Source organism: Actinokineospora sp. NPDC051303 (assembly GCF_055586285.1).
In genome coordinates this window covers 14,026-31,607 of record NZ_JBVJIN010000025.1, presented here as the reverse complement: position 1 = coordinate 31,607, position 17,582 = coordinate 14,026, and the positions used below count along the sequence as shown (strand labels likewise).

Genomic DNA, 17,582 nt, shown 5'->3' with positions numbered 1-17,582 from the left:
GCTCTGCGGGATCCCCCTCCTCATCTGGTTCTCCCCCCCCCCCCCTCCCCCCACCCCCCCCCCCCCCCCCCCCCCCCCCCCCCCCCCCCCCCCCCCCCCCCGGGACCGGATCAGGGTCAGGGGCGTTTGCCCGCGGCCGGGTCCAGGCCCAGCATCTCCAGCAGGCGCAGGCAGTCCTCGGCGTCCGCGGCGTGGTCGGCGACCGTGCGGGCGGCCCGGCTGCACTGCTCGGCGTTGTGCTGCGACTCGATCTCGCGGGCCGCGGCGATTCGACCGGTGGTGGGAGCGGCCTCGTGGGCAAGCGTCATGAAGCACCTTCCTAGGGGCGGCCGCCGGTGGAAGAGAGCATCGGTCGCTCACGAGATTTCCCACAGCGGGCCTACCGGGAGTGATATTCACTCTTTCAGCCCAATCCGGGGATCGCAAGACTCCTTATGGATGCGATCTTTTAGGTCACTAGGGGGTCACTGAACGCAACCACCGACCTCGATCATCCACTGTGGACGGAATGGACGTGGGCGGCGATGTCCTCGAACGCCTCCAGCCAGCCGTCGCGGTGATCGTCGCGTGTGGACTCGTCGGCGAACGGTCCCTGCCGGAAGATCATCAGGGTCTTGCCGTCCTGGCCCTCGAAGTCGATGGTCACCAGGGTCGCCAGCGCGCCTTCTTCCTCCCAGGTGAAGGTGAACGCGAGCCGCTCCGGGGGCTGCAGAACGCGAAACTCCCCATGGGACCAGTGTTCCTTGCCCTCCGGGGAGACCATGCAGTGCCGCCACTTGCCGCCCTCGGTGGCGTCGAGGTCGATCGAGGACGCGTGGAAATCCTTGGGGCCCCACCATTTCGCGAGGTGCGCCGGGTCGGTCCAGACGTCGTACAGCAGGGCGGGCGGGGCGTCGAAAACCCGGGTGATGGTCAAGCTGGGCTCAGTCATCGGTTTTTCCTTTCCGCAGGTCGGACAGGTGGTCGTCAAGCCGGTCGAAGCTCGCCTCCCAGAACACCCGGTAGCGGTCGAGCCAGCGGGCCGCGTCGGCCAGCGGGTCGGCGTGCAGCCTGCACGGCCGGTACTGCGCGTCGCGGCCTCGGGTGATCAGGCCCGCGCGTTCGAGCACCTTCAGGTGCTTGGAGACCGCGGGCAGGCTCATCGCGAACGGCGCGGCCAGGTCGTTGACCGTCGCCTCGCCGCCCGCCAGCCGGGCCAGGATGGCGCGGCGGGTCGGGTCGGCCAGGGCGGCGAACACGGCGCTCAGGGAGTCGCTCATCATCAACCATTCGGTTAATTAACTGACTGGTTTAATGTAGGCCCGGAGCCGCCCCACGTCAAGGGAAAGCCCCGGCACGGGGGCCGGGGCCGATGAGTCAGGCGAGGCGCGCGCGGCAGGCGGCCAGCGCGGCCTCCGCCTCCGGGTCCGCGGTCATCGCGGCCGCGAGCCGCAGGTGCGGCAGCGCTTCGGCGTGCCTGCTCTGCCGGGTCAGGGACCGGCCCAGCAGCGTGCGCGCGTAGGCGTCGGACGGGTCCAGCTCCACCAGCCGCCGCGCGACCTCCTCGGCTGGGCCGAGAGCGGCGGACTGGAAGTGGGCCAACGCCAACTCGGTCAGCACCGCGCGCGAGTCCGGCGCGGCGTCGGCCGCGGCCCGCAGGTGGCGGGCCGCCGTGGCGGGGTCGCCGCTCGCGCGGAACAGGCGACCCCGGTCGAGCAGGGTGGCGACATCGGTCATGTGGTCAGCTCCTCGTCCACGGCGGACCGGTGCGCGGCCGGGATCTGGCCGAGCCTGCCCGCCTGGTAGTCCTCGAACGCCCGCACGATCTCCTCACGGGTGTTCATCACAAACGGCCCGTACCGCGCGACCGGCTCGTTGATCGGCCTGCCGCCCAGCACCAGGACCTCCCAGTTCGGCGACGCGCTCGGCTGGGTGTCCGCCGCGCGCATGGTCAGCGCCTCACCCGCACCGAAGACGGCCAGGTGACCCTCGTCAAGCGGGCGCCGCTCCACGCCCACGGTGCCGCGCCCGGAGATGACGTACACCATGGCGTTGAAGTCCGCGGCCCACGGCATGGTCAGCCGCGCCCCGGGATTCACCGTCGCGTGCAGGTACGTGATCGGCGTGTACGTCGACCCCGGCCCCTGATGCCCGTCGAGCTCCCCGGCGATCAGCCGGACCAGCGCGCCACCGTCGTCGCTGGAGAGCAGCCGCGCGTCGCGAGCCTCGATGTCCTGGTACCTCGGCCGCGCCATCTTCAGCGAGCGCGGCAGGTTGACCCACAGCTGCACACCGTGGAACAGCCCGCCCTTGGCCACCATCTCCGGCGTGGGCATCTCGTTATGGAGGATGCCGCTAGCGGCGGTCATCCACTGCGTGGCGCCGTTGGTGATCACGCCGCCGCCGCCGATCGAGTCGGTGTGCTGCATCTCGCCGTCGATCATGTAGGTGACCGTCTCGAACCCCCGGTGCGGGTGCCACGGCGCGCCCTTGGCCTCACCCGGCGCGTACTCGACCGCGCCCATGTGGTCGAGCAGCAGGAACGGGTCGGCCATCGAGAGGTCGACGCCCGGGAACGGCCGACGAACCTGGAACCCTTCCCCTTCAAGGAACTTCTGCGCCCGCACGATCCTGCGCACCCCGCGCCAAGCCGTGGCCGACTCGGGCAGGTCGGGCAGGCGGGGCAGGGTCAAGGTGTCAGCGGTGATGGCAGGCATCCTCTGCCTCCTTCACTCTTCGGCCACCCGGGCGGCGACCTCGTGCCCGGTACAAGGTGATTGCGCGTTCAATTATTCCGCGAGGTCGGCCAGGTAGTCCCGCGATCTTCAAAGAGACAATGCCGACGTTAAGGACGAACAGCGCGCTGGTCATCGAAGGCCGAATCAGTGCGATTGCACGCCTCTAGGAGTGCCGGACAGTCGCCCGAAGGCCGCTACCAGAGGAAGGCCGCCCCACACCGACAATGACAACGCCGAACGCCCCCGAAGCGGGGCCTCGGGGGCGTTCGGGGAGCCTGGGTCAGGCGACGGCGCGGTAGACGCGGGCCTCGATGTAGCGGCGGACGATCAGTTCCGCGACGCGGGGGTGGTCGCCCAGGGGGGCGCCGACGATGTCGGCGCCGCAGCCTGCCACCGCGCGGTGGAACAGGCCGGGGGCCAACAGCCAGGAGGCGACGGCGACCCGGTCGGCGGTGTCGTGGGCGCGGGCGACCACGTCGGCGATGCGCGGGGTGGCGGTGGCCGCGTAGCCGATGCGAACGACCGTGCCGGTTCGGGCGCCGAGCAGTGCTGCGGCGCGGCGGACGTCGGAGAGGGCGCGGTCGTCGGATGATCCGGCTGCGGCCAGGACCACGGCGTCGCCGGGGCGCCAGCCCGCGTCGGTGAGGCGTTCGTGCATCGCGGCGACGAGGGTGGGGGCGGGGCCCAGGGCGGGGGTGATGACGGTTTCCCCGACCCGGTCCGCCGCGTCGACCTGGGCTGGGACGTCGACGCGGACGTGGTAGCCCGAGGCGAGAAAAGCCGGGACGACGACGGCGGAGCCGCGCACGGACCGCAGGACGGTGGTCACGTCCGGGGCGCGGACGTCGGCGAAGGCGACCTTGACCGGGACCTCGGGCAGCAGGTCGCGGACTTCGTCGGCGAGGGCGTAGGTGGTCTCGGCGCCCGCGGCCGCCCGGGTGCCGTGCGCGACGAGGACGAGGGTCACGCGGCGGCCACCGCGAGCCGGTAGCCGCGCTTGACCACGGTCTGCACCAGGCCGGACTCGCCCAGCGCGGCGCGCAGGCGGCCCACGGCGGTCTCCACGGCGTGTTCGTCCACTCCGGACTCGCGGCCGGAGTGCTTGCGCAGCACCGCGGCCAGCGCCGGGCGGGACAGGACGCGGCCGGGGGTGACGGCCAGCGCGCGCAGCAGGGCCATCGGCGCGGGCGGGACCGGGCGCAGCTCTCCGTCGACCACCACCGCCTGCCCGCGCAGTTCCAGGTCGCGCTCGCCGACCTTGACGCGGGTCGCGCGGGCGGGCAGGGCGTCGGCCAGTTCCCGCACGAGCGCGCCGATGCGGGCGCGGTCCGGGCAGACCACGGGGATGCCCAGCCGCTTGAGCGGTCCGGCGGTGATCGAGCCGACGGCGACGACGAGGACGCGGTCGCGCAGGACGTCGACCAGGGCGTCGAGCCTGCCCAGCCGGTCGGCGGTCTCCAGCACGCTGGCCGCGGCCGGGGCGCTGGTGAAGGTGACCGCGTCGACCTGCCCGGCCAGCAGCGCGTCGATGAGCCGCTCCAGCGGCGCCGGGTCGGCCGGGCCGGTCCAGCGGTAGACCGGGATCTCGATGACCTCGGCTCCGTTGTCGCGCAGGGCGTTGACGAACTCGCGCAGCGGCTCGCCGTGCAGCTGCACCGCGATCCGCTTGCCCGCCACGCCGTCGCGCAGCAGGTAGTCGAGCAGTTCGGGGCTGGCCTCGGACTCCGGGGACCAGGTCTCGACCAGGCCAGCCGCGCGGACGGCGCCCTTGGCCTTGGGGCCGCGGGCGAGCACGTCGGCGGACTTGAGCACCTCGACGAGCTGCGGGCCCAGCCCCCAGCCTTCCGCGGCCTCGATCCAGCCGCGGAAGCCGATGCCGGTGGTGGCGATGGCGACGTCCACCGGGCCGCCCTTGAGCAGGCTCGTGGTGGCGGCGAGCAGTTCGCTGTCGTCGGCTAGGGGGATGATCCGGATGGCGGGCCCGTAGAGCACGCACGCGCCCCGGCGTTCCATCAGCGCCCCGAGCTCGTCCGCGCGGCGCGCGGCGGTGACGCCGATGGTGAAGCCCGCCAACGGGGCGATCTGCGTGCTGGTCACGGGAACCTCCAGGAGCGCGGTCACGTCTGCCCCAGCAGGATGGTCGCATCCACGACCCGCACTGGATACGTGGGGACCGACACGGTTTCGTCGTCGACGCAGACGCCGGTCCGCAGGTCGAAGTGCTGCTTGTGCATCGGGGACGCCACTACCGGCGCCCCGGCGATGTCGCCAACGATACCCCGGGACAGCACCCACGCCCCACTGAAGGGGTCCTGGTTACCGAGCGCGTACACGGCGTCATCGTGGGTGCGGAAAACCGCGACCTGGGTGCCGTCCGGGAGCAGGGCGGCGACCCCCTGCTCGCGGGCGATGGACTCCAGTGGGCACAGCTCGACCCACACCGTTTCGGCGAGAGCGGTCATCGGGCGATCACCTCCGGGGTGCCCAGCAGCACCGGCACCCGCTGGCCACGTTCCTCGCGGAAGGTGATCGTCGGGTCGGGCGTGCCGGGCGCGTTGACGAACGACGTGAACCGGGCGAGCTTTTCCGGGTCGGCGAGGACGCCTGCCCACTCGTCGGCGTAACCCTTGATGTGCTCGGCCATCTGCGCCTCCAGTTCGGCGCACAGCCCGAGCGAGTCGTTGACCACGACGTCGCGCAGGTGGTCCAGGCCGCCTTCCATGGCGTCGAGCCAGGTGGAGGTGCGCTGCAGCCGGTCGGCGGTGCGGATGTAGAACATCAGGAACCGGTCGATGACCTTGAGCAGGGTCTCCTTGTCCACTTCGGACACCAGGAGGTCGGCGTGCCGGGGCATCATGCCGCCGTTTCCGCCGACGTAGAGGTTCCAGCCGTTCTCGGTGGCGATGACGCCGAAGTCCTTGCCGCGCGCCTCGGCGCACTCGCGGGCGCAGCCCGAGACGGCCGACTTCAGCTTGTGCGGCGAGCGCAGGCCGCGGTAGCGCAGTTCCAGCTCGACGGCCAGGCCAACCGAGTCCTGCACGCCGTAGCGGCACCAGGTCGAGCCGACGCACGACTTGACGGTGCGCAGCGCCTTGCCGTAGGCGTGGCCGGACTCGAAACCGGCGTCCACCAACCGCTTCCAGATGCCGGGGAGCTGGTCGACGGTGGCGCCGAACAGGTCGATGCGCTGTCCGCCGGTGATTTTGGTGTACAGCCCGTATTCCTGGGCCACCTGGGCGATGACCATGAGCTTTTCCGGGGTGATCTCGCCGCCGGGGATGCGCGGCACCACCGAGTAGGTGCCGTTGCGCTGGATGTTGGCCAGGAACCGGTCATTGGTGTCCTGCAACGACGCCTGCTCACCGGCGAGGATGTGGCCGTTGCCAAGGGAAGCCAGGATCGAGGCCGCCACCGGCTTGCAGATGTCGCAGCCGCGGCCCTTGCCGTGCTTGCCGATCAGGTCGCTGAAGGTGGTGATGCCGGTGACCCGCACGATCTCGAACAGCTCGGCGCGGGACTGGCTGAAGTGCTCGCACAGCGCCTTGGACTGCTCGACGCCGCACACCGACAGCAACTGCTTGAGCATCGGCACGCAGGAGCCGCAGGACGTGCCCGCCTTGGTGCACGCCTTGAGCTTGGTCACGTCGTCGCAGCCGCCGACGACGATGGCTTCCTTGATGTCACCCTTGCTGACCGCGTTGCAGGAGCAGATCTGCGCCTCGTCGGGCAGCGCGCCGACGCCGACGCCACCGCCGCCGCCACCCGCGGGGGCGAGCAGCGCGCCGGGGTCGCCGGGCAGCGGTCGGCCGACCATCGGGCGCAGGGTGGCGTAGTCGTTCGCGTCGCCGACCAGGATGCCGCCGAGCAGCGTCTTGGCGTCGTTGGACACCACCAGCTTGCGGTAGGTGCCCTTGACCGCGTCGTTGAACACGACCTCCAGGGCGCCCTCTTCGGCGGCGTGCGCGTCGCCGAAGCTGGCCACGTCCACGCCCATCAGCTTGAGCTTGGTGGACATGTCCGCGCCGGGGAAGGTGGCCGCGCCGCCGAGGATGCGGTCGGCGACGATCTCGGCCATGGCGTAGCCGGGGGCGACCAGGCCGTAGACCCTGCCGTCGAGGTTGGCGCACTCGCCGATGGCGAAGATGTCCGGGTCGCTGGTGCGGCAGCCGTCGTCCACGACGATGCCGCCGCGCTCGCCGACGGCGAGACCGGCGTCGCGGGCGAGCTGGTCGCGGGGGCGGATGCCCGCGGAGAACACCACGAGGTCCAGGTCCAGCTCGACGCCGTTGGTCAGCTTGGCGATGAGCCTGCCGCGGTCCTCTTCGATGACCGTGGCCGTGGTGCCCGCGTGCACGGTGACGTCGAGTTCTTCGATGAGCCGCTTGAGCAGCGCGCCGCCGCCCTCGTCCACCTGCAGCGGCATCAGCCGCGGCGCGAACTCCACCACGTGCGGCGACAGACCCATGTCGCGCAGCGCCTTCGCGGCCTCCAAACCGAGCAGGCCGCCGCCGACGACCATGGCCGCGCCGCGACCGAGCCCGGTGCGGGCGCGCTCCGCGGTGTCGCGGATGGCGTCGAGGTCGTCGATCGTGCGGTAGACGTGGCAGCCGGGCAGGTCGCTGCCCTTGACCGGCGGGACGAACGGGGACGAGCCGGTGGCCAGGGCCAGCGTGTCGTAAGCCTGGACGCGGCCGGACGCCGTGGTGACCGTGCGCGCCGCGCGGTCGATGCGCACGACCGCGTCGCCCAGGTTCAGCTCGACCCGGTCGTCGCCCTCGAACTCCGCGCCGTCCAGTTGCAGCGCCAGCGGATTCCAAGTGTCCACATAGGACGTCAGGGCGACTCGGTCATAAGCGGGCCGGGCCTCTTCGGCGAATACGACCACGCGCCAGGCGCCTGCGGCGTCCCGGTCGCGCAACGCCTGGACTAGCCGGTGTCCGACCATCCCGTTGCCGACCACGACGAGTGTCCGCGCCATGCGTGTGCCTCCTCGATGGTGCCTGCGTTGGTGTTGCCGGGGGTGCCTCGGCGTTCGTCCAATGCTGTGCTCCGCCTATGTCGACCACGGTTCACGACGATTTCACCACTGTTACGGATACCTCTCTCCGCAGGTCAGAGAGCCGTGCGGGGTGAGAGCCGCCACGATAGGTGGAATCCGGACCAGGAATGCGGCATCGTCGTTCCGCACGCCCTACGGTTTGGCCGTGCTTCCCGGACGTGCCACCCTGCTCGCGCCCCTGCTGTTCGCCACGCTGATCACCGCTGCCTGCGCCGATTCGGCCGACGGCGGCGACGCCGCGGCCGACCGCCCCGCCGCGGGCCCCCGTGTGGTCATGACGGCCGAGTCCCCCACCACTACCACCCGCCCCCGGCAGCCGGGTGTGACGGTGAACACCCGCAAGCGGGCGCCCGTCATGGTGGACTGCCTGGGGTACGTCGGCGTCGTCAGCAAGGCGACCGGCGTGCGGGCGTCGCTGGTCGAGGACGAGTCGACGCACCAACTGTGCCGCTACCGGCTGCCGTACGCGGGCTCGGGCACCGGCGTGTCGGTGCTCTTCCGCGCCGAGCCGCCGGGAACGCCGAGCTACCGGCACATCGAGGAGATCTTCGGCAACACCGCCTACCGGGTCGGCGAGGGCAGTGGCGACAGCGAGGGCTCCTGCGGGCTGTCCGTCGCGCTCGACCCGTATCTGGAGGCGCACGAGCACGGCTCGCACCTGACCGTGCTGGGCAGCTACGGCGGCTCGGCGTGCGAAACCACCCGTAAGATCCTCGACGGGGTGTTCGAGCGGCTGGCCGACGTCGAGCCAGAGGACACCGAGACCACCGAGAACACCGAGAACAGCGGGCAGACGGAAACCCCGGCGGCTCCGCCGACCCCGGAGGCCACCCGGACCCCGGAGCCGCTGGAGGCCCCGAAACCCCGGCGCACCACCGAAACCTTCCAGGCTCCCCAGGCTTCCGAGAGCGCCGAGACGACCGACGAAAAGCCGTGACGGCCGCCTTCCCCATGCGACACAGGGAAGACGGCCGTCACGGAGCCGTCCGCGAGGAGGACGCGGACGCTCAGACGCCCGCGTGGGCCAGGCTCGGGAAGCGCGAGGTCTCGGTGGTCTTGCGCAGGTAGAAGAACCAGGTCATACCCGCGAAGACCGCGTAGGCGACGATGAACACGCCCAGCGCGGACGTCGACCAGGTCGCGTGCTCCGCCGCGGCGGCGGCCTTGGCCTCGACCGTCTTCGCGCTGTTCACCGCTGCGCCGACCGGGACGCTGGCGAGCCGGAAGATCTGCTGGATGAGGAACCCGCCGAAGGCGCCGATCGCGCCCGCGATGCCGATGACCGCCGCCGCCATCCGCTTGAACTTCAGGGTCGCCTCTTCCGCGGTCAGCGCGCCGGTCGCGGCCTCCTTGCGGCCAAGCTCGCCGAAGATGACCGGGATCATCCGGTAGGTGGAACCATTGCCAGCGCCGGAAAGCGCGAAGATCACCATGTAGGAGGTGAAGAAGATCCCGAAGCTGCGCTGGTTCACCCCGTACATCGCCAGCAGCGTGAACGCCGCCATCGACAGGAACACCCACAGGGTGACCTTCGCGCCGCCGATCTTGTCCGCGATCCAGCCGCCGAAGGGCCGGGAGAACGAGCCGATGAGCGCGCCGAGGAAGCCGAGACCGGCCAGGTACGTGCCGATGAACGGGTTCTGCGCCAGGAACTCGGGGAACGTCAGCCGGATCACCAGCGGCAGCGCGAACGAGAAGCCGATGAACGAGCCGAACGTGCCGATGTAGAGGATCGACATGATCCAGGTCTGCCCGTACTTCAGGCACGACAGGTAGGACTTGGTGTCCGACTTGGCCATCGTGAGGCTGTCCATGAAGAACCACGCGCCGACGACGGCGGCGATGATGAACGGCATCCACATCAGGCCCGCGTAGGCCAGGTGCACCGGGTGGACCGGGTTCTTCGCGATGGCGTACGGGACGCCGATGATGACGACCAGCGGGGTGAGCAGCTGCACGACCGCGACGCCGAGGTTGCCGCCCGCGGCGTTGAGGCCGAGCGCGAGGCCCTTGCGCTTCTCCGGGTAGAAGAAGGAGATGTTGGCCATCGACGAGGAGAAGTTGCCGCCGCCGAAACCCGCGAGGGCCGCGATGACCAGCATGATCGTGAACTGCGTGTCGTGCGACTGGGTGCGCACGAAGTCGAAGTGCACCATCGCCGCGAGCGCGGTGGTGGGGATCAGCAGCAGGGCCGCGCTGATCGCGGTCCACACCCGGCCGCCGAACTTGGGCACCGCGAAGGTGTAGGGGATGCGCAGCGCGGAGCCGACCAGGTTCGGCAGCGCGGTCAGCCAGAACAGCTCGCTCGGGGTGAACGGGGTGCCGCCGCCGAAGCCCGCGTTCGACAGGTTGAGCACGACGACCGACCACAGCACCCAGATGGAGAAGCCCAGGTGCTCGGCGAAGATCGAGAAGATGAGGTTCCGGCGCGCGATCGGCTTTCCGGTCTTTTCCCAGAACTCCTCGTTCTCCGGTTCCCAGTGGTCGATCCAACGCCCCTTCCGGGGCTTTGCCTGATCGGCTGGCGGGGATTCGACTGCAAGGCTCATGGGAAGGTCCTCCTCAAGCTGGGGCTTGGGCGAAAAGATACGAATCGCGGATTTCCCGCGTATGGCTTGCGGTGACGTCGAAGGCACGTTATCCGCACGTGCCCACCAGTCCCGCTGTGAGGTTTCTGGACGGTGATTGGCCTGGTCATGGCCGGTTTCGCGACAAACCCAAATGCGCGAAACCGGCTGCTCCGAATGGTCGAATCAGGCGCGGGCCAACCAATCGGCGATTCCGCGGACGGCGTCGCCGCAACCACCGCAGCCGGTGGTCGCCCGGGTCGCCTTGGCCAAATCGGCGACCTCCACGGCGCCCGCCCGCCAAGCCTTTACCAACTGGCCCTTTGTGACGGTGTTGCACCGGCACACCACCGCGGACGCGGGAAGGTCGGCCGGGCTGTTGGCGACCGCGCCCGCCGAGGGCAGCGCCCGGCCGAGCAGCAGCGCCAGCCGGTCGGTGGGGGCGGGGGACTTGGCGTCGTAGAGCTGGGTGATGGTCGCGGCGGCGTCGGGGGCGCCGATGACGATGGCCCCGGTGACCCGGTCCTCGCGCAGCACGAGCTTGGCGTAGCGGCCACGCGCCGGGTCGTGCAGGCACAGCACCTCGGCGTCCGGGCTGTCCACCTCGGTGTGCACCTCGCCCAGCGCGGCCAGGTCGACGTCGCGGGCCTTGAGCCGGGTGACCACCGGCGTGCCCCGGTACCGGGACGACGGGTTCTCCCCGGTCAGCAGGTCGGCCAGCACCTCGGCCTGCTCCCAGGCTGGCTGCACGAGCCCGGACACGGTGCCCGGGTGCTGCGCGCAGTCGCCGATCGCGTGGATGCGCGGGTCGTTGGTGCGCAGGGCGTCATCGATGACGATCCCCTGCTCGACGGTCAGCCCGATCGAGTTCGCCAGCGTGGTCTCGGCCCGCACACCGGCCGACACGACGACCAGGTCGGCCGGGACGTGGCTGCCGTCGTCAAGCTTGAGGCCGTCGCCGGGCACGTACCGGGCGGCGAGGCGGCCGACGCGGAACTCGATGCCGTGCGCGGCTAACGCCTTGGCCAGCACCGCGCCCGCGGCCGAGTCGAGCTGCCGCTCCATGATGTGGCCCGCCGGGTGCACGACCGTGACCAGGCTCCCCCGCCCGGCGAGGCCGCGGGCGGCCTCCAGTCCGAGCAGGCCGCCGCCGAGCACGGCCACCGGGGCGCCGGGGCGGGCGCGGTCGAGGATGGCGGCGCAGTCGGCCAGGTCGCGGAAGGTGGCCACGCCCTCGGCGAGGGCGCCGGACTCGGTGCGCAGGCCCTCGGTCGGCGGCACCCAGGCGCGGCTGCCGGTCGCCAGGACCAGCGCGTCGTAGGACAACTCCGCCCCGTCTGAGAGCGCGACCGTGCGGGCTTCCCGGTCAATCGCGGTGACCGTGACGCCCAGCCGCAGGTCGATTCCGTGGGCCTGAGCCCAGTCCTCGTCGTGCAGCCGGGTGGACTCGGCGGTCATCGTGCCCGCGACCACGGCCGAGAGCAGCACGCGGTTGTACGCGGCGTGCGGCTCCTCGCCGATCACGGTCACCGCGACCCGCTCTCCAGCCCGGTCACGGCGGCGGATTTCCTCGGCGAGCCGGGAGCCCGCCATCCCGTAACCGACAACGACCACGTGACGCGCGCTCATGAAACGACCTCCAGTCGGACGGCGCAAACCTTGAATTCGGGCATCCGGCTAGTCGGATCAAGGGCGGGATTGGTCAGCAGGTTCGCCCGCTGTTCGCCCGCGAAGTGGAACGGCAGGAACACGGTGTCCTGGCGCATCGACGCCACGTGCCGCACCCGGGCCACCGTCGACCCGCGCCGGGACACGACCCGGGCGAGGCCGCCCTCGGCCAGGCCCGCGCGGTCGGCGGTGTCCGGGTGGACCTCCACGTAGACCTCGGGCACCGCGTCGAGCAGTTCGGGCACCAGCCGGGTCTGCGCGCCGGACTGGTAGTGCTGCAACACCCGCCCGGTGGTGGCCAGCAGCGGGTAGTCCTCGTCGGCTGGCTCGGCGGGGCCGGTGTGGTCGACGGCGGCGAACCGGGCGCGGCCGTCCGGGTGGGCGAAGCGGTCGAGGAACATCCGCGGCGTGCCGGGGTGGTCGACGGACGGGACCGGCCAGTGCAGCGCCTCGCCGTCGCGGAGCCGGTCGTAGGTCACGCCGGAGTAATCCGCTGCCCCGCCCGCGGACGCGCGACGCAGCTCCTCGAACACAGTCTCGGGATCGGTGGGGAACCGCTCGGCTGGCTGGCCGAGCCGGGTCGCCAAACCGTGCAGCACCTCAAGGTCGCTGCGCACGCCGTCGGGCGCGTCGATCGCCTTGCCGCGCAACAGAACGCGGCCTTCGAGGTTGGTCATGGTGCCGTCTTCCTCGGCCCACTGGGTGACCGGGAGGACCACGTCGGCCATCGACGCGGTCTCCGAGAGCACGAAGTCCGCGACGACCAGAAGGTCCAAACTGGACAGTCGCTCGACCACGTTGCCCGCGCGCGGCGCCGAGACGACCATGTTGCTGCCAAACACAAGCAGCGCGCGCGGCCCGGTCTCGTTGCCCAGCGCGTCGAGCAGCTCGTAGGCCGAGCGGCCGGGGCCGGGCAGCGATTCCGGTGGCACGCCCCACACTCCGGCGACGTGCTCGCGGGCGGCCGGGTCGTCGATCTTGCGGTAACCGGGAAGCTGGTCGGCCTTCTGGCCGTGCTCGCGCCCGCCCTGGCCGTTGCCCTGGCCGGTGAGGCAGCCGTAGCCGGACCCCGGCGTGCCAGGCAGGCCCAGCGCCAGCGCCAGGTTGATCCACGCGCCGACCATGTCGGTGCCCCGGGCGTGCTGCTCGGTGCCGCGCGCGGTGAGGATGTAGGCCTTGCGCGCCTTGGCGAGCAGCGCGGCGGCCCGGCGCTGGTCGCTCGCCGCGACCCCGGTCACCCGCTCCACCCGCTCCGGCCACCAGGCCGCCGCGATCCGCCACGCGGCGTCGAACCCGGTGGTGCGCTCGGCGATGTAGTCATGGCGCAGGTGCCCGTCGGCGACGACCGCGTGCAGGATTCCCAGCGCCAGCGCCAGGTCCGTGCCGGGACGGGGCTTGAGGTGCAGCGTCGCCTGCTCCGCGGTCGGCGTGCGGCGCGGGTCGACCACGATCAGCCCGGTCGAGGTGAGGTGCTGCATGAACGGCGGCATCGTCTCGGCCGGGTTGGCCCCGACGAGCAGCACCGCGTCGGCCTTGCGGAGGTCTTCGACGGGGAAGGGCATCCCGCGGTCGAGGCCGAAGGCGCGCATCCCGGCGGCGGCGGCCGAGGACATGCAGAACCGGCCGTTGTAGTCGATCTGCGACGTGCCCAGCGCGACCCGGGCGAACTTGCCGAGCAGGTAGGACTTCTCGTTGGTGAGCCCGCCGCCGCCGAAGATCGCGACCGAGTCCGGGCCGTGCTCGGCGCGCAGCGCCGCGAGCCTGCCCGCCACGTAGTCGAGCGTGAGCTCCCACGAGACCGGCCGCAGTTCGCCGTTGACGCGGACGAGCGGGCTGGTGAGCCGGGCGGGGTTGGTCAGCAGGGAACCCGAGGTCCACCCCTTCTGGCAGAGCCCGCCCCGGTTCGTCGGGAACTCTCTCGGCTCGACCTGTGCCCCGGTCAGGCGCATCCCGCACTGGAGGGCGCAATAGGGACAGTGGGTGTCGACGACGGGAGCGGCCAACTGCGTCATGCCCGTCTCCTGGGTTCGGCGGCGTTCGGTCCTAGTCGACGGTAGGTAGGCCGTGTTACCCGATGATGCGGCTTTGTTTCAGGGATGCGAACTTGCCTGCCCACAGGCCATATTCGGCCCGTGAGAAGCGATCAGAGTCACGTAATGGGGACATTCCGTCACGCTGAATGACGGTTCATGTTCCGCCCGTGTTACCGGCTGGTAGTGGCCTGTCCCACAAACACGAACAGTATTCGCTAAAGCAGCAACCTGCCGACTTCCTGCGCGACCCGCTCCAGGCCGCGCATCGAGCGCGGCGTGGATCTGGGGTGCGTGGCGTGGACGGCCAGCCGGAACAGCAGCGCGCGCAGCAGCGCCTGCGGCCACTCGGCCAGGTGCGACCAGCGCTTCACCAGGCCGTCGTCCGCGCCGCCCCAGGCGAGGGCGTCCACCACGATCACGGCGGCGGCCCACTCCGGGGGGCGGTAGAACGCGGCGAAGTCCATGATCCCGGGGGCGGCGTCGCCGTCGAACAGGACGTTGCCGAACAGGTCGCCGTGCACCACCTGCGGGCGCAGGTCGACCTCCTTGCGGAACTCGGCGTAGAACTCGAACAGCCGCCCGCCCAGGTTCGCCGCCATCTGGACCCGCTTGTCCTCGCCCCAGGCCGCGCGGTCGGCCACCGCGAAGACGTCGGCGCGGGCATGCAGGAAGCGGGGTCTGGGCAGGTCGGCGGTGGCCCGGTGCAGGCGCAGCGACGCGGCGACGGCCTCGTCGTAGCGCGGCTCGGCGCGGCCAGCGATGAACCGGAACCCCACCCAGCCGCCGACGACGTAGCGGCCGTCGCTGGAGCGGATCGGCCGGGCGATCCGCAGGTCGGGCACGTCGAGGTCGCCGAGGGTCTGGGCGACCCAAGACGCCTCGGCCGGACCGGTCGCCTGGCGCAGCGCGACATCGTCACAGCGCCACACCGGGCCGTGCTCGACCAGCACCGGCTCGGCGTTCTTGGCGCCGAAAGCAGCGCGGACGTGCTGCGGAGGCGGAGTACCCACGACCGCACGCTACCCCGCTGATCACCGCTGACCGCGCCGCGACACGGCCCGCCCCGCGAGTCCCACCCTCGGCGTCACACTGGAGAGCGGCACTCGCGGGGACGAGCGGCCACGGCATGCCTCGGGGCGGGACTCGCGGGATCGAGCGGTCAGTACGTGGGCAGCGACGGGTCCACGTCGTTGGCCCAGCCCAGCACGCCGCCGCCGACGTGCACGGCGTCGGCGAAGCCCGCCTTGTGCAGCGCGGCCAGCGCCTCGGCCGAGCGCACCCCGGACTTGCAGTGCAGCACGATCGGCTTGTCCTGCGGAAGCTCGGCCAGCGCCTCGCCGGAGAGGATGCGGTCCTTGGGGATGAGCACCGAGCCCTCGATCTTGACGATCTCGTACTCGTGCGGCTCGCGGACGTCGATCAGCGCGAAGTCCTCGCCCCGGTCGAACTTCTCCTTGAGCTCGCGCGGGGTGATGGTGCTGCCCGCCGCCGCGCTCTGCGCGTCGTCGGAGACGACCCCGCAGAACGCCTCGTAGTCGATCAGGCCCTCGATCGGCTTGGTCTCCGGGTCCTTGCGGATCTTGATGGTCCGGTAGGACATCTCCAGCGCGTCGTAGACCATCAGGCGGCCCAGCAGCGGCTCGCCGATGCCGGTGAGCAGCTTGATCGCCTCGGTCACCATGACCGAGCCGATGGACGCGCACAGCACGCCCAGCACGCCGCCCTCGGCGCAGGAGGGCACCATCCCCGGCGGCGGCGGCTCGGGGTAGAGGTCGCGGTAGTTGAGGCCCTGGCCGTTGGGTGCGTCCTCCCAGAAGACGCTGACCTGGCCCTCGAAGCGGTAGATCGAGCCCCACACGTACGGCTTGCCCAGCAGCACGGCCGCGTCGTTCACCAGGTAGCGGGTGGCGAAGTTGTCGGTGCCGTCGAGGATCAGGTCGTAGTCGGCGAAGATCTCCAGCGCGTTGGTCGAGTTCAGGTGCTCCTCGTGCAGGATCACCGTGACCAGCGGGTTGATCTCGGCGATCGACTCCTTGGCCGAGACCGCCTTGGGCTTGCCCACATCCGACACGCCGTGGATGACCTGGCGCTGCAGGTTGGACTCGTCCACGACGTCGAAGTCGACGATGCCGAGCGTGCCCACGCCCGCGGCGGCCAGGTACAGCAGCGCCGGGCTGCCGAGGCCGCCCGCGCCCACGACGAGCACCTTCGCGTTCTTCAGGCGCTTCTGCCCGTCCACCCCGACGTCCGGGATGATGAGGTGGCGGCTGTAGCGGGCCACCTCCTCTTTGGTCAGCTCCTGCGCCGGCTCAACGAGCGGCGGCAAACTGCCTGGCATCGGCTCCTCCTAGAACGCGTCGGATCTGCATCCGATTGTCGCCCGTTACAACACGGCCATCCCACCGTGTCTTCCCCTGCTCCCACGATCCGGGACAAGGGGGTTCAACTGGCGGGCCGCGCCTGTGGGTTGGGCCACGCGTTGGGCTTGCAGACCAGGCCGTCGGCCTTCACCTCGTGCAGGTTCACGGCCTGGTTGAGCTGGGCGACGTAGTCATTCGCCACGCCGAAGCTCTGCTGCATCATCACCGGGGCCAGCGCGCCCGCCTCGGGGCAGCCGACGTGCCCGTTGCGGAAGGCGTGGCCGACCTCGTGGTTGATCGCGTACTGCCGGTAGGAGGTCATGTCGCCGCCGAAGGCGACCGCGCCGCGCACCCAGCGGGCCAGGTTGATCATCACCCGCTTCTGGCTGCCGCCCAGATAGCAGGACGCCTCATACGGGATCGAGTGGCCGCACATGTCCGGCCGGTGCGCGGTATCCGGGGTGGTCAGACTGATCCGGAAACTCGGGTTGGGGAAGTCGGGCTCGACGCGCTGCACCGAGATCTGCCCCAGGCTGGTCCACCCGCGCGGCTCGGCCAGCGTCGAGTCGACCAGGGTGGCGAACGCGGCGTCGCCGCCGAGGGCGGACAGGTCGATGCCGTCCTCGACCTCGACGGTGTAGGTGTAGAACTTCCGGCCCGTGCCGACCTTCTGGCCGCTGCCCGGCACGCCGTGCCAGGTGCCCGCCCCGGCCTGGGTGAACGGGCCGCCGTTGGGCAGCTCCGCGGTCGGGATGTTCAGGTCGACCGGGGCCGCGCGCTGCTCGGTGACGTCCGGGGCGCCCGCGTCGGCGGCGAGCTGGTCCGCGGTGTTCGCTGAGTCGGCGGAGACCTGGGTGCTCTTCTCCCCCGCGGTCTGCACGAGCACAAGTCCGGTGACGGCGAGCATCACCGGCAGCGCGTACACCCGCCAGCCGTACGTGCGCAGCACGCCGCGCGGGCGCTCCCGCTTGGGCAGCTCCGGCTCCCAGGACGCGGTCAGCGGTTCGGCGGTTGTGCGCCGCGCGCCGACGCGGTAGCGGTCACCGGCCGGGTCGGCAGCGCCCCGCTCACCCTCGGACGCGGAGCGTGACCGAGGGGAGGCGGTCTCCCGGCGCCCTTGCGTCATTCGGCTCACGGGACCAAGGGTGCCACATCGCGCGCGGCTCGCCAGGCGGCCA

The 17,582-nt window shown here is 71.3% G+C and carries 16 protein-coding genes; 1 reads left to right on the top strand and 15 read right to left on the bottom strand.

The window, feature by feature from the left end; genetic code table 11:
* Positions 1–116 precede the first annotated feature (116 nt).
* The 9 genes from ACZ6SD_RS19960 to nirB form a co-directional block, all read right to left on the bottom strand.
* Entirely contained in the window at positions 117–308 is a 192-nt protein-coding gene (locus ACZ6SD_RS19960) for a hypothetical protein (protein WP_465318442.1), read from the bottom strand.
* Between the two features lie 182 nt (positions 309–490).
* Positions 491–931, bottom strand: a complete 441-nt coding sequence (locus tag ACZ6SD_RS19955) for an SRPBCC family protein (RefSeq protein WP_465318441.1) — start codon at positions 929–931, stop codon at positions 491–493.
* Entirely contained in the window at positions 924–1,259 is a 336-nt protein-coding gene (locus ACZ6SD_RS19950) for an ArsR/SmtB family transcription factor (protein WP_465318440.1), read from the bottom strand. The genes ACZ6SD_RS19955 and ACZ6SD_RS19950 overlap by 8 nt, the downstream gene beginning before the upstream one ends.
* Positions 1,260–1,356: 97 nt before the next feature.
* The gene (locus ACZ6SD_RS19945) at positions 1,357–1,716 is read right to left on the bottom strand and encodes a tetratricopeptide repeat protein (RefSeq protein ID WP_465318439.1); all 360 of its coding nucleotides are present in this window, start codon (positions 1,714–1,716) and stop codon (positions 1,357–1,359) included.
* Positions 1,713–2,696, bottom strand: a complete 984-nt coding sequence (locus ACZ6SD_RS19940; RefSeq protein WP_465318438.1) for a pirin family protein — start codon at positions 2,694–2,696, stop codon at positions 1,713–1,715. The genes ACZ6SD_RS19945 and ACZ6SD_RS19940 overlap by 4 nt, the downstream gene beginning before the upstream one ends.
* Positions 2,697–2,997: 301 nt before the next feature.
* Positions 2,998–3,684, bottom strand: a complete 687-nt coding sequence (locus tag ACZ6SD_RS19935) for a sirohydrochlorin chelatase (protein ID WP_465318437.1) — start codon at positions 3,682–3,684, stop codon at positions 2,998–3,000.
* Positions 3,681–4,814, bottom strand: a complete 1,134-nt coding sequence (locus ACZ6SD_RS19930; RefSeq protein WP_465318436.1) for a uroporphyrinogen-III synthase — start codon at positions 4,812–4,814, stop codon at positions 3,681–3,683. The genes ACZ6SD_RS19935 and ACZ6SD_RS19930 overlap by 4 nt, the downstream gene beginning before the upstream one ends.
* Positions 4,815–4,834: 20 nt before the next feature.
* Positions 4,835–5,179 (bottom strand): nitrite reductase small subunit NirD, encoded by a 345-nt coding sequence (gene nirD, locus ACZ6SD_RS19925; protein ID WP_465318435.1) that lies wholly within the window; start codon positions 5,177–5,179, stop codon positions 4,835–4,837.
* The gene (gene nirB, locus ACZ6SD_RS19920) at positions 5,176–7,695 is read right to left on the bottom strand and encodes a nitrite reductase large subunit NirB (protein WP_465318434.1); all 2,520 of its coding nucleotides are present in this window, start codon (positions 7,693–7,695) and stop codon (positions 5,176–5,178) included. Before nirB ends, nirD begins: the two co-directional genes overlap by 4 nt.
* 226 nt (positions 7,696–7,921) lie before the next feature.
* Between nirB and ACZ6SD_RS19915 the strand changes: the two genes are divergently transcribed.
* Positions 7,922–8,713 (top strand): hypothetical protein, encoded by a 792-nt coding sequence (locus ACZ6SD_RS19915; RefSeq protein WP_465318433.1) that lies wholly within the window; start codon positions 7,922–7,924, stop codon positions 8,711–8,713.
* Positions 8,714–8,783: 70 nt separating this feature from the next.
* Here ACZ6SD_RS19915 and ACZ6SD_RS19910 read toward each other — a convergent pair whose 3' ends face one another.
* The 6 genes from ACZ6SD_RS19910 to ACZ6SD_RS19885 form a co-directional block, all read right to left on the bottom strand.
* Positions 8,784–10,325 (bottom strand): MFS transporter, encoded by a 1,542-nt coding sequence (locus ACZ6SD_RS19910; RefSeq protein ID WP_465318432.1) that lies wholly within the window; start codon positions 10,323–10,325, stop codon positions 8,784–8,786.
* 204 nt (positions 10,326–10,529) lie between these two features.
* A complete protein-coding gene (locus ACZ6SD_RS19905; protein WP_465318431.1) occupies positions 10,530–11,972 on the bottom strand; it encodes an FAD-dependent oxidoreductase in 1,443 nt (480 codons plus the stop codon).
* Entirely contained in the window at positions 11,969–14,023 is a 2,055-nt protein-coding gene (locus tag ACZ6SD_RS19900) for a molybdopterin oxidoreductase family protein (RefSeq protein ID WP_465318430.1), read from the bottom strand. The genes ACZ6SD_RS19905 and ACZ6SD_RS19900 overlap by 4 nt, the downstream gene beginning before the upstream one ends.
* A 236-nt stretch (positions 14,024–14,259) precedes the next feature.
* Entirely contained in the window at positions 14,260–15,054 is a 795-nt protein-coding gene (locus tag ACZ6SD_RS19895; protein WP_465318429.1) for a TIGR02569 family protein, read from the bottom strand.
* A 149-nt stretch (positions 15,055–15,203) separates the two neighbouring features.
* The gene (gene moeZ, locus ACZ6SD_RS19890) at positions 15,204–16,382 is read right to left on the bottom strand and encodes an adenylyltransferase/sulfurtransferase MoeZ (RefSeq protein WP_465318428.1); all 1,179 of its coding nucleotides are present in this window, start codon (positions 16,380–16,382) and stop codon (positions 15,204–15,206) included.
* 104 nt (positions 16,383–16,486) lie between these two features.
* Positions 16,487–17,530: a DUF3152 domain-containing protein gene (locus tag ACZ6SD_RS19885; protein WP_465318497.1), complete on the bottom strand. Its 1,044-nt coding sequence runs from the start codon at positions 17,528–17,530 to the stop codon at positions 16,487–16,489.
* Positions 17,531–17,582: the final 52 nt, after the last annotated feature.